29 protein-coding genes are annotated in these 24,268 nt (G+C 58.0%); 20 read left to right on the top strand and 9 right to left on the bottom strand.

The window, feature by feature from the left end:
* Nucleotides 1-102: 102 nt before the first annotated feature.
* Together K3756_RS17310 and K3756_RS17305 are read right to left on the bottom strand one after the other, a co-directional pair.
* Nucleotides 103-1,203: an ABC transporter ATP-binding protein gene (locus K3756_RS17310; protein WP_259989582.1), complete on the bottom strand. Its 1,101-nt coding sequence runs from the start codon at nucleotides 1,201-1,203 to the stop codon at nucleotides 103-105.
* Nucleotides 1,204-1,394: 191 nt separating this feature from the next.
* Complete coding sequence (locus K3756_RS17305) at nucleotides 1,395-2,792, bottom strand: aspartate aminotransferase family protein (RefSeq protein ID WP_259989579.1); 1,398 nt, start codon at nucleotides 2,790-2,792, stop codon at nucleotides 1,395-1,397.
* Between the two features lie 234 nt (nucleotides 2,793-3,026).
* On the opposite strand from K3756_RS17305, the gene K3756_RS17300 reads away from it, so the two are divergent.
* From K3756_RS17300 to K3756_RS17280, 5 genes are all read left to right on the top strand, one after another.
* Nucleotides 3,027-4,112: a polyamine ABC transporter substrate-binding protein gene (locus K3756_RS17300; RefSeq protein WP_259989577.1), complete on the top strand. Its 1,086-nt coding sequence runs from the start codon at nucleotides 3,027-3,029 to the stop codon at nucleotides 4,110-4,112.
* An 83-nt stretch (nucleotides 4,113-4,195) separates the two neighbouring features.
* Complete coding sequence (locus K3756_RS17295; protein ID WP_259989575.1) at nucleotides 4,196-5,323, top strand: ABC transporter ATP-binding protein; 1,128 nt, start codon at nucleotides 4,196-4,198, stop codon at nucleotides 5,321-5,323.
* Between the two features lie 2 nt (nucleotides 5,324-5,325).
* The gene (locus K3756_RS17290; RefSeq protein ID WP_259989573.1) at nucleotides 5,326-6,201 is read left to right on the top strand and encodes an ABC transporter permease subunit; all 876 of its coding nucleotides are present in this window, start codon (nucleotides 5,326-5,328) and stop codon (nucleotides 6,199-6,201) included.
* Nucleotides 6,198-7,016: an ABC transporter permease gene (locus K3756_RS17285; protein ID WP_259989572.1), complete on the top strand. Its 819-nt coding sequence runs from the start codon at nucleotides 6,198-6,200 to the stop codon at nucleotides 7,014-7,016. The genes K3756_RS17290 and K3756_RS17285 overlap by 4 nt, the downstream gene beginning before the upstream one ends.
* The gene (locus tag K3756_RS17280) at nucleotides 7,013-8,338 is read left to right on the top strand and encodes an FAD-binding oxidoreductase (protein ID WP_259989570.1); all 1,326 of its coding nucleotides are present in this window, start codon (nucleotides 7,013-7,015) and stop codon (nucleotides 8,336-8,338) included. Before K3756_RS17285 ends, K3756_RS17280 begins: the two co-directional genes overlap by 4 nt.
* On the opposite strand, the gene K3756_RS17275 is transcribed toward K3756_RS17280, so the two are convergent.
* Together K3756_RS17275 and K3756_RS17270 are read right to left on the bottom strand one after the other, a co-directional pair.
* Nucleotides 8,335-9,012: a flagellar hook capping FlgD N-terminal domain-containing protein gene (locus K3756_RS17275; protein WP_259989568.1), complete on the bottom strand. Its 678-nt coding sequence runs from the start codon at nucleotides 9,010-9,012 to the stop codon at nucleotides 8,335-8,337. The genes K3756_RS17280 and K3756_RS17275 overlap by 4 nt on opposite strands.
* A gap of 9 nt (nucleotides 9,013-9,021) precedes the next feature.
* Nucleotides 9,022-10,524 carry a flagellar hook-length control protein FliK gene (locus K3756_RS17270; RefSeq protein ID WP_259989566.1) on the bottom strand — a complete coding sequence of 501 codons (1,503 nt, stop codon included), beginning with the start codon at nucleotides 10,522-10,524 and terminating at the stop codon, nucleotides 9,022-9,024.
* Between the two features lie 76 nt (nucleotides 10,525-10,600).
* Between K3756_RS17270 and K3756_RS17265 the strand changes: the two genes are divergently transcribed.
* The 6 genes from K3756_RS17265 (at nucleotide 10,601) to K3756_RS17240 (ending at nucleotide 13,909) form a co-directional block, all read left to right on the top strand.
* Nucleotides 10,601-10,876 (top strand): rod-binding protein, encoded by a 276-nt coding sequence (locus K3756_RS17265; RefSeq protein ID WP_259989564.1) that lies wholly within the window; start codon nucleotides 10,601-10,603, stop codon nucleotides 10,874-10,876.
* Entirely contained in the window at nucleotides 10,869-11,225 is a 357-nt protein-coding gene (locus tag K3756_RS17260; protein ID WP_259989562.1) for a hypothetical protein, read from the top strand. Before K3756_RS17265 ends, K3756_RS17260 begins: the two co-directional genes overlap by 8 nt.
* Nucleotides 11,226-11,425: 200 nt before the next feature.
* Nucleotides 11,426-12,268: a flagellin gene (locus K3756_RS17255; RefSeq protein WP_259989560.1), complete on the top strand. Its 843-nt coding sequence runs from the start codon at nucleotides 11,426-11,428 to the stop codon at nucleotides 12,266-12,268.
* 72 nt (nucleotides 12,269-12,340) lie between these two features.
* On the top strand, nucleotides 12,341-12,694 hold the full coding sequence (gene flaF, locus K3756_RS17250; RefSeq protein WP_259989557.1) for a flagellar biosynthesis regulator FlaF: 354 nt from the start codon (nucleotides 12,341-12,343) through the stop codon (nucleotides 12,692-12,694).
* 13 nt (nucleotides 12,695-12,707) lie between these two features.
* The gene (gene flbT, locus K3756_RS17245) at nucleotides 12,708-13,112 is read left to right on the top strand and encodes a flagellar biosynthesis repressor FlbT (protein ID WP_259989555.1); all 405 of its coding nucleotides are present in this window, start codon (nucleotides 12,708-12,710) and stop codon (nucleotides 13,110-13,112) included.
* Nucleotides 13,112-13,909, top strand: coding sequence for a DUF1217 domain-containing protein (locus K3756_RS17240; protein WP_259989553.1), 798 nt, complete (start codon nucleotides 13,112-13,114; stop codon nucleotides 13,907-13,909). Before flbT ends, K3756_RS17240 begins: the two co-directional genes overlap by 1 nt.
* Before the next feature lie 10 nt (nucleotides 13,910-13,919).
* Here the strand turns inward: K3756_RS17240 and K3756_RS17235 are convergent, their stop codons facing one another.
* Nucleotides 13,920-15,263, bottom strand: coding sequence for a FliI/YscN family ATPase (locus tag K3756_RS17235; RefSeq protein WP_259993602.1), 1,344 nt, complete (start codon nucleotides 15,261-15,263; stop codon nucleotides 13,920-13,922).
* Between the two features lie 81 nt (nucleotides 15,264-15,344).
* Here K3756_RS17235 and K3756_RS17230 point away from each other — a divergent pair, with 81 nt between their 5' ends.
* From K3756_RS17230 to K3756_RS17190, 9 genes are read left to right on the top strand one after another with little or no spacing between them, the layout of a single operon-like run.
* The gene (locus K3756_RS17230) at nucleotides 15,345-15,731 is read left to right on the top strand and encodes a FlgB family protein (protein WP_259989551.1); all 387 of its coding nucleotides are present in this window, start codon (nucleotides 15,345-15,347) and stop codon (nucleotides 15,729-15,731) included.
* An 8-nt stretch (nucleotides 15,732-15,739) separates the two neighbouring features.
* A complete protein-coding gene (gene flgC / locus K3756_RS17225; protein ID WP_259989549.1) occupies nucleotides 15,740-16,132 on the top strand; it encodes a flagellar basal body rod protein FlgC in 393 nt (130 codons plus the stop codon).
* 26 nt (nucleotides 16,133-16,158) lie between these two features.
* The gene (gene fliE, locus K3756_RS17220) at nucleotides 16,159-16,446 is read left to right on the top strand and encodes a flagellar hook-basal body complex protein FliE (protein ID WP_259989547.1); all 288 of its coding nucleotides are present in this window, start codon (nucleotides 16,159-16,161) and stop codon (nucleotides 16,444-16,446) included.
* Nucleotides 16,446-16,715, top strand: coding sequence for a flagellar biosynthetic protein FliQ (locus tag K3756_RS17215; RefSeq protein ID WP_259989545.1), 270 nt, complete (start codon nucleotides 16,446-16,448; stop codon nucleotides 16,713-16,715). The genes fliE and K3756_RS17215 overlap by 1 nt, the downstream gene beginning before the upstream one ends.
* 1 nt (nucleotide 16,716) lies before the next feature.
* Nucleotides 16,717-17,433 carry a flagellar hook-basal body complex protein gene (locus K3756_RS17210; protein WP_259989543.1) on the top strand — a complete coding sequence of 239 codons (717 nt, stop codon included), beginning with the start codon at nucleotides 16,717-16,719 and terminating at the stop codon, nucleotides 17,431-17,433.
* A 24-nt stretch (nucleotides 17,434-17,457) separates the two neighbouring features.
* Nucleotides 17,458-18,243 (top strand): flagellar basal-body rod protein FlgG, encoded by a 786-nt coding sequence (gene flgG / locus K3756_RS17205; RefSeq protein WP_259989541.1) that lies wholly within the window; start codon nucleotides 17,458-17,460, stop codon nucleotides 18,241-18,243.
* Nucleotides 18,243-18,665, top strand: a complete 423-nt coding sequence (gene flgA / locus K3756_RS17200) for a flagellar basal body P-ring formation chaperone FlgA (RefSeq protein ID WP_259989539.1) — start codon at nucleotides 18,243-18,245, stop codon at nucleotides 18,663-18,665. The genes flgG and flgA overlap by 1 nt, the downstream gene beginning before the upstream one ends.
* A gap of 18 nt (nucleotides 18,666-18,683) precedes the next feature.
* Entirely contained in the window at nucleotides 18,684-19,394 is a 711-nt protein-coding gene (gene flgH, locus K3756_RS17195; RefSeq protein ID WP_259993601.1) for a flagellar basal body L-ring protein FlgH, read from the top strand.
* 15 nt (nucleotides 19,395-19,409) lie between these two features.
* The gene (locus K3756_RS17190) at nucleotides 19,410-19,925 is read left to right on the top strand and encodes a flagellar basal body-associated FliL family protein (RefSeq protein ID WP_259989537.1); all 516 of its coding nucleotides are present in this window, start codon (nucleotides 19,410-19,412) and stop codon (nucleotides 19,923-19,925) included.
* On the opposite strand, the gene K3756_RS17185 is transcribed toward K3756_RS17190, so the two are convergent.
* The 4 genes from K3756_RS17185 to flhA are packed head-to-tail and all read right to left on the bottom strand — an operon-like array spanning nucleotide 19,919 to nucleotide 24,268.
* Nucleotides 19,919-20,341, bottom strand: coding sequence for a hypothetical protein (locus tag K3756_RS17185; protein WP_259989535.1), 423 nt, complete (start codon nucleotides 20,339-20,341; stop codon nucleotides 19,919-19,921). The genes K3756_RS17190 and K3756_RS17185 overlap by 7 nt on opposite strands.
* The gene (locus tag K3756_RS17180; RefSeq protein ID WP_259989533.1) at nucleotides 20,338-21,423 is read right to left on the bottom strand and encodes a flagellar biosynthesis protein FlhB; all 1,086 of its coding nucleotides are present in this window, start codon (nucleotides 21,421-21,423) and stop codon (nucleotides 20,338-20,340) included. The genes K3756_RS17185 and K3756_RS17180 overlap by 4 nt, the downstream gene beginning before the upstream one ends.
* Nucleotides 21,423-22,193 carry a flagellar biosynthetic protein FliR gene (locus K3756_RS17175; protein ID WP_259989531.1) on the bottom strand — a complete coding sequence of 257 codons (771 nt, stop codon included), beginning with the start codon at nucleotides 22,191-22,193 and terminating at the stop codon, nucleotides 21,423-21,425. Before K3756_RS17175 ends, K3756_RS17180 begins: the two co-directional genes overlap by 1 nt.
* Nucleotides 22,190-24,268 (bottom strand): flagellar biosynthesis protein FlhA, encoded by a 2,079-nt coding sequence (gene flhA, locus K3756_RS17170; protein WP_259989530.1) that lies wholly within the window; start codon nucleotides 24,266-24,268, stop codon nucleotides 22,190-22,192. Before flhA ends, K3756_RS17175 begins: the two co-directional genes overlap by 4 nt.

Below are 24,268 nucleotides of genomic sequence, written 5' to 3'. Positions count from 1 at the left end.
TTTACCCGTTAAGTATTTCAAGACGACAACAACGGGATTGGCTGTCGCCCCTTTTGGATCACGGCACACGGGTGCGCCGCGACATGGCACGCAGGCCAGACGCTAGGCGTCGAGCGCGCGGCAATCCTCTGGCAACCAACCGATCTTGATCTTGTCGCCCGGCGTCAGACGCACCTGATCGGAACGGTTGCGTGTCTTGACGACAAAGTCGTCCTTGCCAGCCACCCGCAGGCGCGTGCGGAACACGTCGCCCATGTAAATGAATTCAAGCACTTCGGCGCTGAGCGTATGTGAATCCGGCCCCAAATCTGGATTGAACTCAACCCGCTCCGGTCTGATCGACAGGGTCGTCTTGTCGCCCACGGCGTTGACGTTCACGGGGACCGCGTCAATCTCTTCGCCACTGCCGTCCAGTTTGACGACACAGCGGTTGCCGCTGAGTTTTACGACCTCGCCATGCAGCGTGTTGTTTTCGCCGATGAACTGCGCAACGAAGCTGTTTTGCGGTTGTTCGTAAAGCTCGTCCGGCGGCGCAAGTTGCTGGATGCGGCCATCATCAAATACCGCGACGCGGTCCGACATCGTCAACGCTTCGGTCTGGTCGTGGGTCACATAGACCACGGTAATCCCCAGATCATGCGCAAGTTTCGTGATCTCGAACTGAAGCGATTCGCGCAGCTGTTTGTCGAGCGCGCCCAGCGGTTCGTCCATCAGGACCAGCTCGGGTTCAAACACCAGCGCACGCGCCAGCGCAATCCGCTGTTGCTGGCCACCCGACAATTGCGCCGGACGCCGCCCGGCAAAATCGTTCATCTGCACCATGCCCAACGCGCGGTGGATTTTCTCTTCGCGGGTGGATTTGCCCATCTTGCGCACTTCCAGCGGGAAGGACAGGTTTTCGGCGACAGTCATGTGCGGGAACAGGGCATAGTTCTGGAATACCATGCCGATGCCGCGCTTGTGCGGCGGGATGTTGTTGATCGACGTCCCACCGAGCCGGATATCGCCGTGCGTCGCCGTTTCGAATCCGGCCAGCATCATCAGGCAGGTTGTCTTGCCCGATCCCGAGGGGCCGAGCATCGTCAGAAACTCACCCTTGGGCATGCTGAGGTTGAGGTCTTTTACGACAAGCGTCTCACCGTCGTAGCTTTTCTGCACGCGTTCGAATTCGACAAACGCGTCGTTGCTGTTGGTATCGGCCAAGTCTTTGGCTCCCCGTTTTTTAGTCAGCGATTAACTCGCTTTCGTATTGAACTAAACGCATCAGGATCGCGCTTTGCAACTGATTAAAGCCACTCGGCGGCGATTCTGTGCGATTCGAGGAGATCCGCCCGCAATTTCAAACGATTCAGTCGAATTGCCTGCGTTTTTGCAATCACAGATTGGTACCGGTCCTAGGATGCGGCCCTCAGCATGTCGCCTTCTTCAAGGGCTGCGTAGGTTTCATCCAAGGCTTTTTGCGCGCGCTCGAGGAAGATATCGATTTCTTCGGGCGTTATGACCAGCGGTGGCGAAATGATCATGCGGTCACCGACGTGACGCATCACGAGGTTATTTGCAAAGCACCGCTCGCGGCACATGAACCCGACGGTGCCCGGCTCCATCGCGAACTTTGCGCGGCTCGCCTTGTCCGGTGTCAGCGGCAGCGACGCCATCATCCCGCATATGTTCAATCCACCAACCAGCGGATGTTCCGCCAGTTTCTCCAACCCGGCCTTCAGCGCGGGGCCGGCTACATGGTTCACGTGATGCAGGATATCGGTTTCTTGCAATATCCGGAGGTTTTCGAGGGCGACCGCCGCACAGACAGGATGCCCCGAATAGGTGTAGCCGTGATTGAATTCGACCGCATTGATGACCTCGGCAACCTCGTCGCAGACGATGGACCCCCCGATGGGGACATAGCCCGAGCTCAGCCCCTTTGCGATTGTCATGATATGCGGCCGGATGCCGACGGTCGTGGACCCGAACCAGTTGCCCGTCCGTCCGAAGCCGCAGATCACCTCGTCCGCGATCAGCAGAATTTCGTATTTATCGCAAATGCGCTGGATTTCCGGCCAGTATGTGTCGGGCGCCACGATCACACCGCCCGCGCCCTGCACCGGCTCTCCGATAAAGGCGGCTACATTCTCGGCGCCAAGCTCGAGAATTTTCGCTTCCAGTTCCTGTGCGCGCGCCAGCCCGAAGTCTTCGGGGGTGTGATCGCCGCCTTCTGACCACCAGTCGGGCTGGTTGATGTGGTGGATATCGGGGATCGGCATACCGCCCTGCGCGTGCATATAGCTCATACCACCCAGACTGCCCGACCCCAGCGACGACCCGTGATAGGCGTTCTTGCGGCTGATGATGTGCTTTTTCTGCGGATGCCCCTTTTCGGCCCAGTAGGTGCGCACCATGCGGATGTTTGTGTCGTTCGCCTCCGATCCGGATCCAGCAAAAAACACCTGGTTCATGCCTTCCGGCGCAAGTTTCGCCAGCTCGGCAGCAAGGGCGATCGCTGGCGTATGGGTCGTGTTGAAGAAGGTGTTGTAATACGGCAATTCCATCATCTGACGGCTGGCGACATTGACGAGTTCTTCACGCCCGTAGCCGACATTCACACACCATAGACCGGCCATGGCGTCGATAATCTCATGACCGTCGCTATCGTAGAGATAGACACCTTTGGCCCGCGTGATGACGCGCGCACCCTTCTCGCTCAACTCGTCATTGGTTGTGAAAGGATGCATATGGTGCGCGGCGTCCAGCGCCTGCAACTCTGCGGTGGGCAGATGGTTTGTGATCGATGTCATGGGTGCGCCTACGGACTGGAGAAGCTGTTGCCAAAATAATATGATCAAATTTTTGGCGGGTCAATCGCGCGCCATGTTCTTGCGACGTTGCCTGCGCGGAATCCCGTTGAATTCCTGTTCGGTTTGGTGCTGTGATGCGGCTGCAAAACATGATTCATCTTGTCGGATACGGCTTAATTTGATCATATTCTGAAAAGGCAGGGATCAACCGTGCCTCACCACTGGGAGCTAACCATGAAGAAATACATTCTGACCGGCACCGCTGTCGCAGCCCTGATGGCTGGCGCGGCAACGGCCGAAGAAGTTCGGGTCTACAACTGGTCCGACTATATCGACGAAGACCTTTTGGCCAAGTTCGAGGAAGAAACCGGTATCGAGCTGATCTACGATGTGTTCGACAGCAACGAGGTTCTCGAGACCAAGATGCTTGCGGGTGGGTCCGGATACGACGTGGTTGTACCGTCGGGCACGTTCCTTCAACGCCAGATCGTTGCGGGTGCGTTCCAGCCTCTGGATAAATCCAAACTGCCGAACCTCGAGAACATGTGGGATGTCGTCGAAAGCCGTACCGAACAGTACGACCCCGAGAACGCCTATTCGATCAACTACATGTGGGGCACCACCGGCATCGGTACGAATGTAGGCAAGGTGCGGGAAATCTTGGGCGAGGATGCACCATTGGACTCTCTCGAGTTGGTCCTCAATCCCGAGAACATGGAAAAGCTGGCTGAATGCGGGGTGCATTTCCTCGATGCGCCCGCCGAGATGATCCCGATGACGCTGCAGTACATCGGCGAAGATCCCGACAGCCACGATCCCGAAGTGATCGCCAAGGCCGAAGAAGTGCTCACCAAGGTGCGCCCCTATATCCAGAAGTTCCACAGCTCCGAATACATCAACGCGCTGGCGAACGGTGATATCTGCGTCGCTGTCGGCTGGTCAGGCGACATCCTGCAAGCGCGCGACCGTGCAGCAGAAGCCGATAACGGTGTCGAAATCGCTTACAACGCTGCCAAAGAAGGTGCGCAGATGTGGTTCGACCAAATGGCGATTCCGGTGGATGCACCAAATCCTGATGCCGCCCACAAATTCCTGAACTTCATCATGGATGCCCAGAACATGGCGGCTGCATCGAATTACGTCTATTACGCCAACGGCAATGAAGCGTCGCAGCAGCATCTGGTCGAGGACGTGATCGAAGATCCGGCGATCTATCCTGATGCGGCAACGCTGGAGAACCTGTTTACCACCACGCCTTACCCGCCAAAGGTACAGCGTGTCGTGACGCGCAGCTGGACCAAAATCAAATCCGGCACCTGATCGACAGGTAAACGCGCGGGCGGCGGCGCTGTACGTGTGCCGCCCGCCGACCCATCCGCGGCTTTTCAAGGAACCTTCTGTCTGTGAGCACATCCGTTTTTGCCCCTTGGAACGACGCCGATGAAGAACCGCTGATCCGGTTTAAGAATGTGACCAAACGGTTTGGTGACTTCACCGCGATTGATGACCTGACCCTCGACATCTATGCACGCGAGTTCTTTGCGCTTCTTGGCCCGTCGGGCTGTGGCAAAACGACGATGATGCGAATGCTGGCAGGGTTTGAATCCCCGACCGAGGGGTCCATCGAACTGGCCGGTCAGGATATTGCGGCCGTGCCGCCGAACCAGCGTGCGGTCAACATGATGTTCCAGTCATACGCGCTGTTTCCGCACCTGAGTGTGTGGGAAAATATCGCCTTCGGGCTCAAGCGGGACCGTATGGCCAAAGACGCGATCGAAGCCCGCGTCGCGGAGATGCTCAAGCTGACGCGGTTGGAAAAATTTGCACGCCGCAAACCCCATCAGATTTCCGGCGGGCAGCGCCAGCGCGTCGCCCTTGCCCGCAGTCTCGCCAAAGGCCCCAAGCTCTTGCTGCTGGACGAGCCTCTGGGGGCGCTCGATAAAAAGTTGCGGCAGGATACGCAGTTCGAACTGATGGATATCCAGGAAACAACCGGCACGACCTTCGTCATCGTGACCCACGATCAGGAAGAGGCGATGACCGTCGCAAGCCGCGTCGCGGTGATGGACGAAGGGCGCATTATCCAGGTGGCGACACCCGCCGAAATCTACGAAACGCCCAACAGTGTCTATGTCGCCGATTTCATCGGTGATGTGAATATCATCGAGGGGCGGGCAAAACCCGCGGGGGACGGCAAGTACCTCCTTGACTGGGCTGACACGCAGCAGCCGCTCGGCGCCACATCCGACATTGCGTTTTCCGATGGCCAGACCTGCCATCTGGCGATCCGTCCCGAAAAGATAACGATCACCAAAGAGGCACCCGAGGGGGCTGACAACGCCGTTCAGGGCAAGGTGCTCGACATTGCGTATCTGGGCAACCTCAGCACCTATCATGTCGAATTGCCCGGCGGTCAAATTATCAAGGCGCAAACCGCCAACACCCGCCGGATTTCGCGGCGTGATATCACTTGGGAAGACCCCGTTTGGATCAGCTGGAGCGCCACAGCCGGCGTTCTTCTGGAGCGTTAGGCATGCGTCGCGCGTTTCTGATCGGCGTTCCTTACGTTTGGCTTCTGGCACTTTTTCTGGTGCCGTTTCTCATTGTATTCAAGATTTCGCTTTCCGATATCGCCTTGGCGATCCCGCCCTATACGCCAACGTTGAAAGACGGGTTTGGTGCGTTGATCGCGGGTCTGGATTTTGAGAACTTCTGGTTCCTGACCACCGATGATCTTTATTACAAGGCGTACCTGAGCAGTTTGCAGATCGCCCTGATATCGACGGTGCTCACGCTGCTTGTCGGCTATCCCATGGCCTACGGTATGGCCCGCGCGCCGCAGGAATGGCGGGCAACACTTATGATGCTGGTCATATTGCCGTTCTGGACCTCGTTTCTGATCCGCGTCTACGCTTGGGTCGGAATTCTCAGCAACGAGGGGCTGCTGAACCAGTTTCTCATGTCGATCGGTTTGATCTCCGAACCTCTGACCATCCTCAATACACCGGTCGCCGTGTATATCGGCATCGTCTACACTTATCTTCCCTTCATGATCCTGCCGATCTATGCCGCGCTCGACCGTATGGACGACAGCCTTATCGAAGCGGCAGAGGATCTTGGCTGCTCGCGCCTGTCCGCATTCTGGTTGGTCACGGTACCGCTGTCGCGTGGTGGGATCATCGCGGGCTGTTTTCTCGTTTTCATCCCCGCCCTCGGTGAATTTGTCATCCCGTCCCTGTTGGGGGGCTCCGGTACGCTGATGATCGGCAAGGTGCTGTTCGAGGAATTCTTCAACAACCGCGATTGGCCGGTGGCGTCAGCCGTGGCCGTTATCTTGTTGCTGATCCTCATCGTCCCGATTGTCCTGTTCCAGCGGAACCAGCAAAAACAGGCGGAGGCCGAGCTATGAAACGTCTCTCCGCCTTCAATGTCACGTCGCTCACGATCGGGTTTGCATTTCTATATCTGCCCATGATCCTGTTGGTGATCTACAGCTTTAACGCCTCCAAACTCGTGACAGTCTGGGCCGGGTTTTCTACCCGCTGGTATGGTGAGCTTTTTCAGAATGAGGCGTTTTTGGATGCCGCCTGGGTCACGCTGAAAGTTGCGGTTGTATCATCGACGCTTGCCACCGTGCTTGGCACGATGGCCGCCTATGTGCTGGTCAACGCGGGGCGGTTTTTCGGTCGGACCCTGTTTTCCGGCATGATCTACGCGCCGCTCGTCATGCCCGAAGTCATCACCGGACTTTCGCTTTTGCTGCTGTTCATTGGCATTGGGCTGGACCGCGGCGTGTTGACCATCGTGCTGGCGCACACGACATTCGCGATGTGCTATGTCTCGGTCGTGGTTTCGTCGCGGTTGATCAGCTTTGACCGTTCTCTCGAAGAGGCAGCGCTTGATCTGGGGTGTAACCGCTTCGATGCATTTCGATTGGTGACTTTGCCAATCATCGCGCCGGCCGTCATTTCAGGCTGGCTGCTTGCCTTCACGCTCAGCCTCGATGACCTCGTGATCGCGTCTTTTGTCGCGGGCCCGTCCTCCACCACCTTGCCGATCAAAATCTGGAGTGCGGTCCGCCTTGGTGTGTCGCCCGAGATCAACGCCCTATCGACGCTGATGATCGGGATCGTGACAGTTGGGGTTATCTCCGCATCCCTTGTGACCAAGCGCAACGCCGTGCGCGCAGACAGGGACGCCCGCGCCGCCGAACGCACCGCATGACCCGCATTTTCGGCACGCACGTCTATTCCGCTGCGGCCCGTGAAGGGTGTTGGTGGGATCGAACCGTGGATGTGCCAGAGAACCCCGAGCTGAAAGGTGATCTGACAACCGATGTCGTCGTGATCGGCGGTGGGTTCACCGGAATTTCTGCGGCATTGCACCTTGCCGAAGCGGGGGTGGATGTGACCGTGCTGGAGGCCGAGCGCATCGGCTGGGGCGCTTCGGGTCGCAACGGGGGGTTCTGTTGTCTGGGGGGTGGTATGGCCTCTGACGCGGTGCTTGATGCCCGGTTCGGCAAAGAAGAACGGCGTGTCTACCGGCAGGCCGAGCGGGCGGCGATTGATCTTGTCGATGCGCTCATCACCCGTTTGGACATTGACGTAGATCGTCATTCGCGCGGCGAAACAGCTTTGGCGCATCGTGCAAAAGACATGACCGCGTTGCGCAAATCCGCGGCAGATATCCGTGAAAACTACGGCGCAGATGTCGAGGTTATTGAGCAAGCAGAGCTGGCCGCGCACGGTCTGGGCGGTCCGTTTTTCGGCGCATTGACGATCCGTGCAGGTTTTGCGCTGAACCCGCGAAAATACATCTCCGGTCTGGCGAGGGCAGCGTCGAACGCAGGCGCGCGTTTATATGACCGCAGCCCCGCAACTACGTTGAAACGCATATCCGCCGGGTGGTTGGTGCGTACGCCGGGAGGGTCTCTTCGGGCCAAGCGCGTGGTAGTCGCCACGAACGGATACTCCTCCGAACATTTGCCCGAATGGTTGGCGGGGCGCTATATGCCCGTTCAATCCAATGTATTGGTCACGCAGCCGCTCACCGATGATGATCTGTCGCGGCAGGGTTGGTCAAGCGACCAGATGGCGTTCGATACCCGTAACCTGCTGCATTATTTTCGGCTGATGCCGGACCGGCGTTTCCTGTTCGGCATGCGTGGCGGATTGATGTCCGGCCCCGCAGCCCAATCTCGCGCGCGCCTGCGCATTCACCGCGACTTTTGCGCGATGTTTCCCGCATGGTCGCAAGTCGGCATAGAAGGATCATGGTCCGGCATGGTCTGTCTGTCGCGCGATATGCTCCCGTTCGTCGGGCACGTTCCCGGAGCATCGGATCTCTACGCTGCGATGTGTTACCACGGAAACGGTGTCGCGATGGGTTCATACTCGGGCGCACTGATGGCGCAGACCTTGCTGGGCCGACACGTGCTTTCCCATCCCGTTGCCATGAAGCAGCCTTTGCGGCGCTTCCCGCTGGGGCGGTGTCGTCGTGCGTTGATGCCTCTTGCCTACGCGGGTCTCATGCTTGCGGATCGCTAGACCGGTGCACGCAGTGCCGTAATACTGGAAGACAGCGCTGACGATCCACCTTCGAAAAGGACCTCAGTGCCCGCCTGTCCGGAACGGACCTCGGTAATCCTGCCATAGGCTTCAAGGGGTTCGGTAGTCACGACTTCTCCTGCTGTCATGCTTTCAAGCTCGAACCGGTATTGACCCGCCGCGATCGGCGAGCCGTCCTGCTGGACACCGGCCCAGGATATCGGCTCCGTCGTTGCGGGCAGTACGATGCGGTCCACGGCTTGCCCGCTTTGGTCAAAGACCACGACCGCCATTTCGTCCGATCCGGCTGCGGGCGTCGGGTTCAGGGACACAGGCGTGCCGGTGAACATGACCGGCACGGACGTTCGCGCTTCCATTCCGATCCATCCCGCCATTTGAGCCATGTTGGTCGACCCGAACTGGGCGCTCAGCGCGGTCAACAGATCATTGGAAAGCACCTGTTGTTCGACCATCGAAAACTGCGCAAGCTGTGCTGCGTATTCAGAACTGTCAATCGGCTCCAACGGGTCCTGATTTTCGGCTTGCGCGGTGAGCATCTTCAGAAAAGTTTCGAAATCGGACGACAGCGCAGCCTTCTTTTCGGCAGTAGCTGCCGCCGTGGCTGCCGCGCTACCGGTGGCCGTCGCGCCATTGGTCAATGTCGGTGTAAGCATATTAAATCCTCAAAGTCTGATGTCGATCCCGCTGCCCGTGTCGGGCCGCGTCGTCTGTTCTTCTACTTCAACCAAATCGTCACTCGGCCCGCGCGCGGATTGTGCATTGCCATTGGACGCCTCATCCCCCGTTTCTGGATCCGCGCCACTCTCACCGAATGCGAACGAGATATCCTCATATCCCAAGCTCTTGAATTGTTGGCCCAATACGTCGATGTGCCGTCGCATAAGGTCGATCGTCTCCCCCCGTTCCGCGATGATGTGAACGGTGAGACCGGTCTCTTCCGGCGTGATTGACATTTTCACCCGCCCCAACTCCATCGGAGAAAGAGAGACATCGATAGGCCGCGTCTGGGCCGAGGGTGCGGCCTCCGCCAATTGTCGCGCAACATGGACCGGCATATCCACCCGCGTGGATTGGAAAAGGGGCGTAGTGGTCGAGCGATGTGTCTCCCAAGGCGCAGCTGTCATCGTGGTTTCTGGCACGAGCGTCACGGACGCCATGTCTCCCGCGCGGGGTGAAGCAGTTTTGATCGTGACAGCGAATTCTTTGGGCGCCGCGATAGTCTGGGGCGGGGTCACGGGAGGTGCGGTTACGTGTTCCGCGCCCGAAAACCGCAGTTTCGAGGGCGGTTCTGGTGGTCGAACGAGTGCATCATTTTCGGCTCTATCCTCAGGCAAGGCGAAGACTTTCTCGGATGTCACAATTTCGGAGTATCCCGTCCTGCCTTTTTCGCGGGGCGATTGCTGCACTGGCTGGATCGGCTGTTGCCGAATCTCCGGCGTGGTTACAGGGGCATAACGCATAGGCTCCGCCGTCTCGCGTGCGGTCCCGATGGTCATCGAAGCCATATCACTCTGCGCGACGGCAGTCGCACCCGCTGCTCGTCCGCCCGCTGTTTCAATCTGCGGACCGTCATCTGGCCCGTGCTTTTGCGCGACGGAACTGTCGTTCTGTGACGCAGCTCCGCGGGCGGGCAGCAGCTCGCTTTCGCCAGCCGCACCAGCCGCAGTGCCCGCGCCGGCCCTAAACGGCGCGGCGATCGGCTTTGTGCCGCTGTCCGGCATCTCCACATCTGGCATGAATGTCATTGACGTCACTCTGTCTTCTATAGGGGAGGGAAGTGGCGCGCCGATCGGCGGCGCATTCTGTGACAGTGGCGTCATCAATGCGGTCTGATTATTCGACGTTATTTTTTTCAGTGGTGCTTCTTGAGCGGGCGCAAGGAGCCCCGTGATTTCACCCAGTTCCACATCCGAGATATCTGTTTCGAGTGCCGCAGTCTGGGCATCGCCGGTTTCCTCTGCTTCGACTGCAGGATCGGGATCCACGTCGATTGCGACCTCCTCAAGTCCCGCATCTGCAAAGATCTGCGCAAAAGAAAACCCCTCCGGAATCGCAGCATCGCTGGTCCCCGCAGGCACCACAGCGACCGCTGGTACCTTGCCGTCAAAAAGCGTTGTCACGTCCATAAAGACCAATCCAGATATCAAACGAATTTCCCGCAACATCGCGGTTTTTCCTTACCGAACATTTACCGGTGGTCCGCTACGGTCGGAAAAATCATTCAATTTTGAGGAGCATAAAGTGATTACATCCGTCACACCGGCGCAGGTTCAGGCGCCCCCGCAAGATACCCTCTTACGCGAGGCCGCGCAGGAGCTTGAGGCCACGTTTCTGGCCGAAATGCTGGACGCCGCGGGCCTCGGCAAAAGCAGAGAATCGTTTGGCGGCGGGGCCGGCGAGGATCAGTTTGGGTCGTTTCTCGTGCAGGAACAGGCAAGGCAGATCACGAAAAGTGGTGGCATCGGTTTGGCCGAATCCATCTTTGCGGCATTGAAGGCGCGTAATGGTGATGAGTGATCCGCAAGAATTCGATGCCATCGCCATGCAAGACATCCTGCGCCGGGAAAGAAAACTTCTGCTGTCGGGCGATCTTGCAAAGCTATCCGATCTCTTGCCGGAAAAAGAACGCCTGGTTGCGCATTTTCACGATGCCAAAGAGGGCGACGCCGAAGTGCTGGATGAGATCAGGGTGCAGTCACGGGATAATGAGCGGCTTCTGAATGCGGCGCTGGCCGGCCTGCGATCGGTCACGCAGCGTGTGAAGGAGCTTCAAACCGTACGCAGCAGCCTGGAAACCTACGATCAGCTGGGCAAGCGCAAATCCATCAAGTCGCCGCAGCAAGGGCAGGTCGAGAAACGTGCATGACCGCTGATTTAGCTCAAATCGCGGATATCCAGACTTGCGCGATTAGGGTTCTGTTAAACGGTCCCGGGCCAAAAGAAAGGCGCACCCAGCGTTGGGTGGCACACGGTCTGCACGGCAGCCACGTGTACTGGTCAGAATGACATTTCCGCCCTTCAAAGGGTTATTTGCGGCCAAAGTGCCGAACACAAAGGATCATTCTCATGTCGAGTATTCTTACTAACAACAGCGCCATGGTGGCATTGCAGACACTCAAATCGATCAACATGAACCTGGCCGATACCCAAAGCCAGATTTCCACAGGCAAGGAAATTGCCAGTGCGAAAGACAATTCAGCGATCTGGGCGATTTCCAAAGTGATGGAGTCGGACGTCGCGGGTTTCGATGCCGTGTCGGATTCACTTGCCGTGGGCGGATCGACTGTGGCGGTTGCTGCAGCAGGCGCCGAACAGATTGTTGAGACTCTCAAAGAAATGAAAGAGCTATCGATCGCGGGTCAAAGTGAAACTGCCGACTTCGCGAAGATCGAAGCGGATATGCAGTCCAAGAAGGACCAAATCACGGCGATTATCAGCGGGTCGCAATTCAACGGGGTAAACCTTCTTGCAACTGATGCGGACGGCAACGGCGCCACCAGCCTGACAGTCGTCGCTTCGCTTGACCGCGTGGGCACCGCCGCGCCGACAGTGACGACGATCGACGTCGATACCGTCGACTTCGAAGCTGACATTGATCTTGCCGGTATGACCGCAATTACAGACGCGGCCACCGCGGCGACAGCGTTTGACGAGATCGAGGCGATGCTGACAGAAGCAATTGATGGCGCAGCTGCGCTCGGTGCTTCTGGCAAGCGACTTGATGACCAGGCGAACTTCATTGGCAAGCTGAGTGATGCAGTCAAATCTGGTATTGGCGCGTTGGTCGATACGGATATGGAAGCGGCCTCGGCCAAGCTCCAGGCATTGCAGACCCAGCAGCAGCTTGGTGTGCAGGCCTTGTCCATTGCCAATCAGGCACCGCAGACAATCCTGTCGCTCTTCCGTTAAGCGAAATGAAATTGACGGGGGCGCCAGACAAGGCGCCCCTGTTCCCTGAAGTATAATAACCGAGGATGCCACATGGATGCGATGACCTTAGCTCAGAAAGCCTACGCACCGACGTCGGCACCCCTCAGGTCGAGCCGAAGTGCGGAATATGATGTGATCGCGCGTGTGACGTCACGGATGAAAACCGCCGTTGTTCAAAGCGACTTTCCCGGCCTGATCCGCGCCATGCACGAAAACAGGACGCTTTGGCGCAAGCTCGCCATTGATGTCGCTGATACGGAAAACTCGCTCCCCAAGGATTTGCGGGCGCGTATTTTTTACCTTGCTGAGTTCACAGAACACCATACCCGTAAGGTTCTGCGCAAAGAGGATACGGCGATCCCCTTGCTTGAAGTGAATACGGCAATCTTGCGCGGGCTGAAGTAGGTTAGGATTTAGAATGAGTGGTTTGGTTTTAAAACTGGGTCCAAAAGAACGGGTACTGATCAACGGCGCAGTCATCGAAAACGGTGATCGCCGTAGCAAGCTGGCCATCATGACGCCGGACGCAAACATTTTGCGGCTACGCGATGCAATCCATCCCGAAGACGCAAAAACACCCGTGCGTCGTGCAATTTTTGCGCTGCAGCTCGTCCTGTCCGGTGACAATGATCCGGACACCTCACATGTCTCCTTGTTGCGGCAAATCGAAGAGTTGAGTCAGGTGTTCACCGATCCCGACAGCCGTGCCATTCTTGCAGAGGCAAGCACCGGCGTCATATCGAAACAGCATTACCGCGCGCTCAAGGCGTTGCGTAGCCTGCTGCCCAGAGAGGATCGCCTTTTGTCGATCCGGCCGTCCTGATGTTTACCCCCGTCATCCCCACAGGAGGGTTGAGCGGTTGGCGTTTTCTGCAGGAAACGTATGACAAGCAATTCGCCGCTTTCAGTCAGTCAATAGAATTGAAACGCGATGTCGATTATTTCCGCGAAACGATTGGCGGTATCGGGACGGCCGAACAGTTTGTCGATGATCGTCGATTGATGCAGGTTGCCCTGACCGCCTTTGGTCTTGAACAGGATCTGGACAGCAAATTCTTCATCAGAAAAATTCTCGAGGAAGGCACAACAAACGAGGACGCATTGGCAAACCGCTTTGCCGATCCTCGCTATTCCGACCTGTCCGCAGCGTTCGGGTTTGGTCCCGGGGAGTTTCTCAAAACCGGAGAGCCGTTGTTCGCGGAGGCAATTATCGAGCGTTTCGAAGCGGTATCGTTTGAAGTCGCAGCGGGTGAGCAGGACCAGTCAATGCGCTTTGCCCTTTATGCAGAACGCGAACTCGGCACGCTTGCACAAGAAGATACGACAAATGATACCAAGTGGTTCACGATTATGGGCGAACCGCCGCTACGTAGCATCTTTGAAACCGCTCTGGGCTTGCCCACGGAATTTGGTCAGGTCGACATTGAGCAACAGCTGGTCGTCTTCAAGGAACGCGCTGCCAAAGAATTCGGAACGGACGAAATAGCACAATTCACCGATCCGGAAGCGGTCCAGGATCTTGTCACCAAATTTCTCGTGCGCGATCAGATCAAGCAACTTGGAAACGGCTTTTCGTCGGGCGCGATTGCGCTGACTTTGCTTCAGAACAGCGTGCGTTGATCACAAGCGCTCAAGTTGGTTGAAAGACGATGCCGTTGCGCCGGAAGATAAGTTCTAATTGCTGAAAACTGCGCGCGGCACCTTCTGTTTCAGTCTTTGTAAAGAACTCCTCCAATTCGGGCATCATCAGGATCGCCTTATCCAGTTCCGGATCACTGCCCTGTGCATACAATCCTGCGCGGATCATTGTTTCATTCGCGTCGTAGAGCGACAGATATTTCCGCCCGGTCGCCAGCAAAGTATTTTCAGTATCCGTCGCCGCGCCAGGCAAACTGCGGGAAACAGAACGCAAAATATCTATTGCAGGATAGCGCCCTTTCTCCGCGATAGTGCGATCGAGAATGACGTGCCCGTCCAGTACCCCCCGCAGGATATCGGCAACGGGTTCATCCATGTCAGACCCGGCCACCAGAACGCTGAACACGGCCGTGATATCGCCCTGACCCTTCAATCCCGGTCCTGCCCGTTCGCACAAGGACATGATGGTGGGCGATAATGACGGCGGGAACCCCCTCAGGAGGGGTACCTCGCCTGCCGCCACTGCAATCTCACGATGGGCTTCTGCAAATCGCGTAATCGAATCTGCCAGGAGCAAAACTGAATGGCCCGCGTCCCGAAAATGCTCGGCTACGGCCATTGCCGTCCAGGCACACCGCCGACGCACCAGCGCCGATTGATCCGAAGTCGCCGCAACGACAACCGCCCGTTCCAGCCCGGCTCCCCCCAGAACCTCGTCCACGAAATGGCGCAATTCGCGTCCCCGTTCGCCGATCATCGCAATCACGACGACATCCGCTTTCATGTGGCGGGCAAGGTGCCCCAAAAGGCTCGATTTTCCCACACCGGAACCCGCGAAAAGCCCCATGCGCTGCCCCTCGACGATCGGCAGGAAGGTATTGATAACGGCAAGCCCACTCGACATACGTTTACCGAGCCCGCGCCGTTCGGCGGCATTCGGCGGAGGTGCTTTTAGCGGCCGAGCATGCGGTCCCCCCAACAGCGGCGCTCCGTCTAGGGGCTGGCCCGACGGATCGATGATGCGCCCGAGCCATTCTGGCGAGGGGGCAACAGAAATCGGTGGCAGGAGCGACACCCGATCCCCCAGCGTCACGCCATCCTGCGCCGCATCCGGCAGCATCACGAGCGTATCGCCGTCAATCTGCACGACCTCGCCCGAAAGCGGTGGCAACCGTTTGCGATACAATCGCAACCGGTCCCCGATCGCGGCGCTTGCAGAAAGGCCACCCACATGGATCACACCGCCCTCTGCACGGGCGACCCGTCCGACGTCACGAATGCCTTGGGTTGCCGCCACATGCGCGGCCAATCCGTCGATGAGAGTTGTATGGGGCATGCAGATCCTCCTGGCGATGCTCACGCTTTCTAAAGGAATCACCCTTAAGCCTTCATTGAAATTGTCCTTGGGAGAATCCCGATGTTCGAAAATCTTGATATTTTCCGCATGTCATCCGAGATGGCGCGCCATGCGGGCCAGCAGCAGGCGATCATATCGCACAACGTGGCAAATGCCGACACGCCCGGCTTCAAAGCGCGGCGGATGGCGGAATTTGCAACGACGTACCAGGCCCCAAATGATGCACCGGGCGCGCGGGCCACACGCGCAACCCACCTTCACGGTACTGTCGCCGGGCAATTGCCCGATGCGCAGGTAAGGACGGACGGGGGCGGATCACCCAACAAGAACACCGTTTCACTCGAGGTTGAACTGGTCGAAGCGGCCGGCGCCAAGAGCCAGCATGACAGGGCGCTCGCGATCTACAAATCCGCGCTGGACGTTCTGCACGCGACATTGCGCAGATAGGAGCACATATGAGCGATTTTACACAAGCACGGTCGGTTTCGGCCAGCGGAATGAAGGCGCAGGCGACGCGTTTGCGCCACTTGTCCGAAAACATCTCAAACGCGGATACCCCCGGGTATCGTCGGAAACTCATCGCGTTCGAGACCGCGATGGGTGCCGGTGGCAAACCCGCAAATGTAGAGGTCGGGCGCGTAAGGCTGGACCAGACCGAGCTGGAGCGCATCTATGATCCGTCGCACCCGATGGCAGACGACACCGGCCATCACGACGGATCCAACGTCAATCTGTTGATTGAACTTGCCGACGCCCGTGAGGCGCAGCGCGGCTATGAGGCCAATCTCAAGATGTTCGACCAATCCCGCAAAATGTCATCGAGCCTGATGGAGCTTTTGCGCCGCTAACCTGAAGATCAAAAAGGAATTCCAGAATGGAAATGCAGACCCTTTCAGCCATCCAAAGCTACACACAGGCAAAACCCGCCACCGATCCTTCCGCCGCGGGGGGCATCGGGGCCGCCGCCAAGGATATGGCGCTCGATTTTGCGCAGACACTCGCCGCGTCGGAACAAACGGCAACCCAGACAATGGCCGTCAACGCGGATCCGCACGCCCTGGTTCAGGCGTTGGCGCAGACAGAACTCGCTGTCGAAACGGCCGTCACCGTACGCAACAAGGTCGTCGAGGCCTATCAGGAAATTCTGCGGATGCCCGTCTGATGCTCAATGAGGTGCTGTTCTACGACACGATGCGTCAAGGACTTTGGGTCGCTTTCATGATCTCGCTGCCGATTCTCGCGGTGGCGTTGATCACCGGCGTGTCAATCGGCCTCGTTCAGGCTCTGACATCGGTGCAGGAAATGACGCTGACCTTTGTACCGAAACTGGGCGCCATCGTCGTCGTTTTCTGGATCTCGATGGGCTTCATGACCCAGACGCTCGTTTCGTTCTTTCACACGCGGATCATTCCGCTGATCACAGGAGGATAGCATGGACAGCGCAGGCTATATCACGCTCAGCCGCCAATCCGGACTGCAACGCGAAATGCAGGTCGTTGCGAACAACATCGCCAATGCCGCGACCACCGGGTTTCGGGCCGAGGGTATGATCTTTTCCGAGTACGTGCAGAGCATCGAACACGACAGTTCGCTGTCGATGGGACAGGGCAATGTCGGCAAAACCTCATTTGAACAAGGAGGGCTGACCAAAACGAACGGCACGTTCGATTTTGCTATCGAGGGGGACGGGTACTTCATGATCCAGACGCCAACGGGCGACAGGTTGACCCGCGCCGGTAGTTTCACCCCAAATGCCGAAGGCGAACTGGTCACGAATGATGGTTTTCGTGTTCTCGACGCGGGCGGCGCACCTGTTTTTGTGCCCACCGGCGCGGGGCCGATTTCTGTGTCGAATGACGGTACGCTGAGCGTGGACGGTGCGCCCATTGGACAACTCGGCATCATGCGCCCCTTGGCCCCGCTCGACATGGTGCGTGAAGACGGAGTGATGTTTCGTGCCGATGAAGGTGTCGAACCCGCTTTGGATGCGCGTGTCATGCAGGGGTTTGTCGAAGCATCCAACGTCAATCCGCTGCTCGAACTGGCGCGGATGATCGACGTTCAGCGCGCCTATGAGATGGGCCAGAGCTTTCTCGAAGCCGAAGATGGTCGCATGCGTGCTGCCCTCAAGACCCTGACGCAATCCTAATCCGCCTTCGAAAGGAACTAGAACATGCGTGCCCTTAAAATCGCTGCCACCGGGATGAGCGCCCAGCAAACCCGTGTAGAGACCATTTCCAACAACCTCGCGAACATGAGCACGACCGGATACAACGCCCGGCGTGCCGAATTCGCGGATCTGCATTATCAGCAGGTGGCCCGCGCCGGCGCGGTCAATGCCTCTGACGGCACCGTGCTTCCCACAGGTGTCCAGCTGGGGCTTGGCGTACGGCCTGCAGCCGTCAGCCTCACGCTTGAACAGGGCTCCTTATCCGCGACCCAGGGCGATCTCGACGTCGCGATCGATGGCCTTGGGTATCTCGAGGTCTCATTGCCATCCGGGCAAACCGCCTATACGCGTGACGGAGGGCTGAAACGGACCGGCGACGGATTGATTGTGACATCCGACGGCTTTCCGGTCGCGCCCGAGATTGTCATTCCGTCTGACGCCCGCAGTATCTCCATCAATGCGGAGGGCGAAGTCTACGCCTATTTCAACGAGGCGACCGAAGCGCAACTGCTGGGCCAATTCACGCTATCGGGATTCACCAATTCCAAGGGCCTCGAAGCCGTTGGCAGCAACCTTTTCCTGGAAACCGAAGCCTCCGGTCCCGCTTTGGTTTCCACCCCCGGAGAAGACGGCCTGGGCACGCTGCGACAGGGTTATCTTGAGGACAGCTCTGTCGACGCCGTTCGCGAGATCACCGAGCTGATCGAGGCGCAGAGGGGCTACGAAATGAATGCCAAGGTCATCTCGGCCGTGGACCAGATGATGAGCGCAACAACACAGGTAAGATAATGAAAAATCTGTTTGCATCGCTGGCCTGGCTCGCGTGCACGATCCCTGCGCTTGCAGACACGGTCGTGCCGTCGCGTACCATCCGGCCCAATACCCTGATCACCGAAATGGACGTAAAATTTGCCAAGGGCGATTTGCCGAACGGCTTCTCACGGCTATCGGATGTGATTGGTCAAGAGGCCCGCGTGGCGCTTTACCCCGGACGTCCGATTTACCTCGACGATATCGGGCCTCCTGCACTGGTGGACCGCAATCAGCTCGTACTCTTGCGGTTTACAGGTCAGGGGCTGGTGATTAGCGCCGAGGGCCGCGCGCTCGAACGTGGTGCCGCGGGTGACATGATCCGCGCAATGAACCTGACATCCCGTGCGACCCTATTCGGTCAGGTTCAACCCGATGGCTCACTTATAGTAAGGAGATAGCGTGTGAAGAATATCACCATGCTTTTCGCATTGATTGCGCTGGGCGCCTGCGGCAGATCCGATCATCTTGGCAAACCGCCGAGTTTCACCCCGACGGCCGCATCGCCGGAAACAACCGCAATGGTCGATCCCGGTCTCCCGATCGCCATTATCGAAGAACGCCCGGTTGACCGCGCGTCTTTGTGGTCGGGTACCCGCGCGTCTCTTCTGGGGGATCGCCGGGCCGTCGTTCGTGGCGACATTCTCACCGTCGTGATCGAAATCGATGAAGAGGCCGAGATTTCCAATTCCACCGATCGTCGCCGCAACGGGTCCGAGTCTCTGAATATCCCCAATCTGGCGGGCATTCCGCAAAGGCTTGACCGTGAACTCCCCGAAGGGGCGACGAGTGCCGATTTGGTCGGGCTGAATTCAGCAAGCTCGTCCGGCGGCGACGGATCTGTGACCCGCAGCGAAAAGCTGACCCTACGCGTGGCGGCGACAGTTATCGACGTCTTGCCAAACGGTGTCCTTGCGATTTCGGGAAGCCAGGAATTGAGGGTGAACTTCGAACTGCGGGAGCTGTTGGTGACCGGCTACGTCCGTCCGGCCGATATCTCGCGACAGAATGAAATCACCTATGACAAAATCGCGTCCGCGCGGGTTTCTTACGGGGGGCGCGGTCAAATTACCGACGTGCAACAGCCGCGTATCGGTCAACAGGTCCTCGATGCCGTGCTGCCATTCTAAGGGAATTTAAAGCCGATGAAAAAAATCCTGCCGGTCATATTGCTCCTTCTCGGATCTGCAGCGGGCGTTGGTGCAGGTATCTACTTGCGCCCCGCTGCCCCTGAGGCCACCGCCGCTGACGTATCCGGTAGCGAGGAAAAAACCCATACTGGGGAAGATCACGCCACCGGTGATGATCATACGGCCGATGCGCCAAATGACGGGGCCGTCGAATATGTGAAGCTGGAAAACCAGTTTGTCGTTCCGATCGTCGACAGCCAGCGGGTAAACGCGCTGGTCATCCTTTCTTTGAGCGTTGAAGTTCCCGCGGGCGGCAAGGAAATCATCTACGAAAAGCAGCCCAAGCTTCGGGATTCCTTTCTGCAAATCCTATTCGACCACGCGAACGTCGGAGGCTTTGACGGATCCTTTACTAACGCGGTGACGCTTGGCCGCTTGCGCACAGCGCTGAAGGAAATCGCGCAACGTGATCTCGGAAAAGAAGCGGTTTCGGATATCCTGATCATCGAAATCGCGCGCCAGGATTACTGATCCTTTGCTGGCATCACAGCGATGCTGCTGATCCGCTCGAACTGCGCGGCCGCAGCGCGCTGTTTAATGTTTTTCCTTTCCTGCGCCACGAGGCGGGTGGCCACTTCTTCGCGGCCAAAGGAGTGGCGGACCTGCTTGAGATGAAATTCCTTGATCGATAGAACCTGCGACAGCTGCATATTGAGCTGTGTTTTCTGCTTTCCGACCCAGGCATGCCAAAGTGTTGTGAGACCCAGAGACTGGTGTGACAGATCGGGCGCGCCCTTTACAGCCTCAGCCGCATGCAGATCCAATTTGCGCAACGCGGCCCGCAGGTTGTTCTCTTGCTCCATCAACCGGCGGTAGCTTTGTTGTTGCTGTTGGTGTTTTGCTGCCGTGATGAGCTGCAGCTGTTCCAGCTTACGCAAATCCTTCATACCCGCCCCTTCGCTTTGTGACGCATCGCTTCGGCAAAGCGGATCGCCGCTGCGACCGCCGCAAAATGCCCGTGCTCGATCTCTTGTCCGATCTCGATTGTCGCATGCAACGCGCGTGCCGTTGGTGGATCGCTGTGGATCGGCACATTTGCATCCTGTGCAACGCGGCGGATTGTTGCCGCGATTTCATCGACACCTTTGGCGACGCAGACAGGGGCCTCGCCGGGGGCGCGGCTCCATTTCAGGGCAACGGCATAATGCGTGGGGTTCACGATAATCACGTCGGCACTTGGCACATCTTTCATCATCTGGTTTTGGCTGGCCGACAGTGCCCTCTGCCGGCGCTCCTGTTTCAGATGTGGATCACCTTCGCTGTTTTTCGTCTCGTCAGTGATTTCCTTGCGGCTCATCCTGTTCTTGCGCATGTGCTCTGCATGTTGCCAGATCGCGTCGATCGATCCGATCGCCGCGGACACCAGAACCACCACCAGCAAAAAACCGATGAATAGTTTCGCCAGCAGCCCGATGACGATCTGCGGGCCCGTTTGCAGCGCCGAAATCATATCGGGCATCCAGACCTTCAGGAATATCGTCAGGCTGGTCGAGAAGATGCAAAGTTTCACAAAGCTTTTGAAAAATTCGAACAGGCCGCTGCGCCCGAACTTGTTCTTGGCGTTCGAGATGATAGAAATCCGGGACAGTTTCGGCGCCAGCTTTGTCGGGGCAAACACCGGCGCTTTCTGTGCAATGAGCGCGAGGATCACGCCGATAGCGGGCAACGCAAAAACGGGCAGAAGCCCACCACCGATACGCTGCAACAAGCCGCCAACCGGCGCTGCCGCTCCTCCTGCGAAGAACAGCTCGGAAAGCCGCGATGACTGATCGAGCAAGACGATCATCGTGCTTGTCACGCGGTCCACGCTAAAGCTGCCAGCGGCCACAAGGGCAACCAGCAGTCCGAGATATGCAGCAGCCGATAACAGATCGTTTGAAAGGGCAATTTCACCCTTCTTGCGTGCTTCTTGCAGTTTGTGAGCCGTGGCCTCGAAACTCTTTTCGCTGTCGTCATCCTGCCCGCTCATCAGCGCGTCTCGAACGGGTTGAGGAGAAACACGTCCACCGCCGCGAGCCAGGTCGACAAGAGAAGCGGCGTTGCGAGAGCAAGAATGATCAGCCCGCCCGCGGTAATCACCGGTGCACCGACGAAAGCGACCATCAGTTGCGGCATCGCCCTGTTGATGACGCCAAGCCCGAGGTTATAGAGCACCGAAAGAACCACAAAAGGTGCAGCCAGCGTGAAGGCCAGAGCAAAGGCGTGACTGACCCGCGCGGTCCCCCAACCGGAAAGATCCGTAGCAAGCGGGACCATGCCCACCGGCAACATGTCGTAGGAAAGAATGATGAATTGAGCGGCTTTGACGTGCAAACCGCTAAGCATCGCAAGGGCCAATCCCCCGACCACGAGAATATGACCCATCGCAGGCACCGGCTCCGCGCTTTGGTTGCCCAAGAGTTGAGCGAGGGATGTGGACTGTGCGGCAATCGATCCGGCCGTTTGCAGAGCAAGCACGAACAATCGCAAGCCGACGCCGAGCATGGCACCAACCAATCCCTCGGACACGATCAGCCACAAAATGGAGTACCCCGAACCTGCGATTACGTCCGCCGGAATGGCCGGCGCAATAACAAGGGTGAACGCCAGCGCGACCCCGAGTTTTACCCGTACGGGCACTGTCTGCTCACCGAATCCGGGCAGCAAAGCGGCGAAAGCTGCGACGCGCAGGAAAACGATGAAACCGTTGCCCAGATAGGTTTGCGCAACTTCAAGGAGCGCGGCGAGGCTTTCGTTCATTGACCGACAACCCCGACAAGTGACGGGCGCGTATCAATGCCGATTTCCTCGAACGACAGCACGGGATTCTGGATCCCTTTGGCACGCATCACCGTCTGCAAAAATCTGCGACGTTTGGTATTGGTGACGAGGGCCGCAAAAATGCCATTCTGGCTTGCCTCGCGCAGTTTGTCTGCCACGCGATCGGCAAGCTGGTTGAAGATGTCGGGTGGCAGCGCGATGTCCAGACCACGGTCCGCATCGACCTGATGGCTGACGAATGTGTCTTCCCACTCCGGCGCCAGTTGGATCAGCGGCAAACTTCCGTCGTCCCGCCGCATCTCTGCCACCAGCTGAAAGCCGAGCCGCTGACGTACCCTCTCGCAAATCGCTTCGGGTTGGGCGTTTTCGCCACGGGCTTCTGCAACGGCCTCGAGGATCAGGGGCAGGTTGCGGATGGATACCTGCTCTTCCAGAAGCAGTCGCAAAACGGCGTGCAAAACGTCGATCGGGATTTTGTCGGGGATCATCTCGTCGAGCAGTTTGCGGTTAGCCTCTGCGCGGGCGGGATCAGAGAGATTGACCATCTCAGCCAGCAAACGGCGCAGTGATTTGAGGCTGAGAATACGACCGAAGTTGCGCTTTACGATCTCCAGCAGATGTGTCGCCAGAATTTCCGCAGGTGTGACCATCGTGATACCGGACAGCGCGGCATCCTCCTGATCGGTCGGGCTGATCCACCGCGCGGGCGCTCCGTAAACAGGCTCAACCGTGTCCGTCCCGTTGGGCAGGGTCGTCGTATCATCGGGTGCCAAGGCAAGGACGTGATGCGCCTTCAGTTCAGCGCGCGCAACCTCGACCCCCTGTATCCGGATAAGGTATGTACCGCTGTGCAATCCCGGGCTGTCGGTCAGTCGTATTTCCGGAAGAATAACGCCGAATGTTGTCGCGACATGGGTGCGCATGTTGGCAATCCGCGCGTCCAGACCCGTTCCCGGATCCAGAACCAGACTGACAAGATCGGGCGCAAATTCGACGTGGATGTCGTCAAGCTCAAGGATATCTCCCAAGGGTTTGTCTGTCGGTGTGACCTCTGTCGCGTCCTCGGTATCCGGATCGGGCCGTTGTTTCGCCCGTCGCTGCAAAATGAAGGCGAGACTGCCCAATCCGATTGCACCAGCGATAAACGGCAGAAACGGCAGACCTGGAACCACCGCGAATAAAACCATCAGCGCGGCGACCGTCGCAAGCGCCGCGGGATGCTTTCCCAACTGGCTGAATACCGCCATGTCCGTCGCGCCCTGCGCGCCGCCCCGCGCGAGCAGCAACGCGGCGGCGATGGAAATGATGACGGCCGGGATTTGTGAAACGAGGCCGTCGCCCACGGTCAGGATCGCGTAAGTTTCGAACGCGGCCCCGATCTGCATGCCGTGGACCAACGTGCCCATGATTAAGCCGGCGACAAGGTTCAGCAGGGTGATCAGCAATCCGGCAATCGCGTCACCTTTGACAAATTTCGATGCACCATCCAGCGATCCGAAGAACGTCGTTTCTTGCTGTTCCGTCTGCCGGCGTTCTTTTGCTTCGACGTGCGAAATGGCCCCTGCGGACATGTCACTGTCGATCGCCATCTGTTTGCCGGGCATACCGTCCAGCGCAAAGCGTGCGCCGACTTCGGCCATGCGGGTTGCGCCCTTGTTGATGACCATGAAATTCACGATCAAAAGCACGCAGAAAACCACCAGCCCGAGGAAAACAGAGCCCCCCATCACGAATTGCGCGAACCCTTCGATCACATTGCCCGCGGCGTCCGTTCCGGTGTGCCCTTGGCCGATAATCAGCTTTGTGGACGACACGTTCAGTGACAGCCGCAACATCAAGGACGCCAGCAATATGGTCGGAAAGGCCGAAAAATCGAGCGGCCGTTCGATGAACAACGTGACCGTAAAGATCAGGATTGCCAAAGCGAACGATGCCGCAAGGCCCGTGTCCAATATCCACGACGGCATGGGCAGGATCATCATCACGATCACGGCCAACAGTGCCAACGCGAGCAAGATGGTTGGATTAAACAGGGATTTTACGGAGAAACTCAT

The sequence above is a fragment of the Sulfitobacter sp. S190 genome (genome assembly GCF_025141935.1).
Lineage (GTDB): Bacteria > Pseudomonadota > Alphaproteobacteria > Rhodobacterales > Rhodobacteraceae > Sulfitobacter.
This window is presented reverse-complemented; position numbering and strand designations above follow the sequence as displayed.

Bases quoted from the DNA above. Each gene is read 5' to 3' on its own strand.
- K3756_RS17305 (WP_259989579.1), bottom strand. From the start codon at position 2,792: ATGACATCGATCACAAACCATCTGCCCACCGCAGAGTTGCAGGCGCTG.
- K3756_RS17300 (WP_259989577.1), top strand. From the start codon at position 3,027: ATGAAGAAATACATTCTGACCGGCACCGCTGTCGCAGCCCTGATGGCT.
- K3756_RS17290 (WP_259989573.1), top strand. From the start codon at position 5,326: ATGCGTCGCGCGTTTCTGATCGGCGTTCCTTACGTTTGGCTTCTGGCA.
- K3756_RS17285 (WP_259989572.1), top strand. From the start codon at position 6,198: ATGAAACGTCTCTCCGCCTTCAATGTCACGTCGCTCACGATCGGGTTT.
- K3756_RS17280 (WP_259989570.1), top strand. From the start codon at position 7,013: ATGACCCGCATTTTCGGCACGCACGTCTATTCCGCTGCGGCCCGTGAA.
- K3756_RS17275 (WP_259989568.1), bottom strand. From the start codon at position 9,012: ATGCTTACACCGACATTGACCAATGGCGCGACGGCCACCGGTAGCGCG.
- K3756_RS17270 (WP_259989566.1), bottom strand. From the start codon at position 10,524: ATGTTGCGGGAAATTCGTTTGATATCTGGATTGGTCTTTATGGACGTG.
- K3756_RS17260 (WP_259989562.1), top strand. From the start codon at position 10,869: ATGAGTGATCCGCAAGAATTCGATGCCATCGCCATGCAAGACATCCTG.
- K3756_RS17255 (WP_259989560.1), top strand. From the start codon at position 11,426: ATGTCGAGTATTCTTACTAACAACAGCGCCATGGTGGCATTGCAGACA.
- flaF (WP_259989557.1), top strand. From the start codon at position 12,341: ATGGATGCGATGACCTTAGCTCAGAAAGCCTACGCACCGACGTCGGCA.
- flbT (WP_259989555.1), top strand. From the start codon at position 12,708: ATGAGTGGTTTGGTTTTAAAACTGGGTCCAAAAGAACGGGTACTGATC.
- K3756_RS17240 (WP_259989553.1), top strand. From the start codon at position 13,112: ATGTTTACCCCCGTCATCCCCACAGGAGGGTTGAGCGGTTGGCGTTTT.
- K3756_RS17235 (WP_259993602.1), bottom strand. From the start codon at position 15,263: ATGCCCCATACAACTCTCATCGACGGATTGGCCGCGCATGTGGCGGCA.
- K3756_RS17230 (WP_259989551.1), top strand. From the start codon at position 15,345: ATGTTCGAAAATCTTGATATTTTCCGCATGTCATCCGAGATGGCGCGC.
- flgC (WP_259989549.1), top strand. From the start codon at position 15,740: ATGAGCGATTTTACACAAGCACGGTCGGTTTCGGCCAGCGGAATGAAG.
- fliE (WP_259989547.1), top strand. From the start codon at position 16,159: ATGGAAATGCAGACCCTTTCAGCCATCCAAAGCTACACACAGGCAAAA.
- K3756_RS17215 (WP_259989545.1), top strand. From the start codon at position 16,446: ATGCTCAATGAGGTGCTGTTCTACGACACGATGCGTCAAGGACTTTGG.
- K3756_RS17210 (WP_259989543.1), top strand. From the start codon at position 16,717: ATGGACAGCGCAGGCTATATCACGCTCAGCCGCCAATCCGGACTGCAA.
- flgG (WP_259989541.1), top strand. From the start codon at position 17,458: ATGCGTGCCCTTAAAATCGCTGCCACCGGGATGAGCGCCCAGCAAACC.
- flgA (WP_259989539.1), top strand. From the start codon at position 18,243: ATGAAAAATCTGTTTGCATCGCTGGCCTGGCTCGCGTGCACGATCCCT.
- flgH (WP_259993601.1), top strand. From the start codon at position 18,684: ATGCTTTTCGCATTGATTGCGCTGGGCGCCTGCGGCAGATCCGATCAT.
- K3756_RS17190 (WP_259989537.1), top strand. From the start codon at position 19,410: ATGAAAAAAATCCTGCCGGTCATATTGCTCCTTCTCGGATCTGCAGCG.
- K3756_RS17185 (WP_259989535.1), bottom strand. From the start codon at position 20,341: ATGAAGGATTTGCGTAAGCTGGAACAGCTGCAGCTCATCACGGCAGCA.
- K3756_RS17180 (WP_259989533.1), bottom strand. From the start codon at position 21,423: ATGAGCGGGCAGGATGACGACAGCGAAAAGAGTTTCGAGGCCACGGCT.
- K3756_RS17175 (WP_259989531.1), bottom strand. From the start codon at position 22,193: ATGAACGAAAGCCTCGCCGCGCTCCTTGAAGTTGCGCAAACCTATCTG.
- flhA (WP_259989530.1), bottom strand. From the start codon at position 24,268: ATGAGTTTCTCCGTAAAATCCCTGTTTAATCCAACCATCTTGCTCGCG.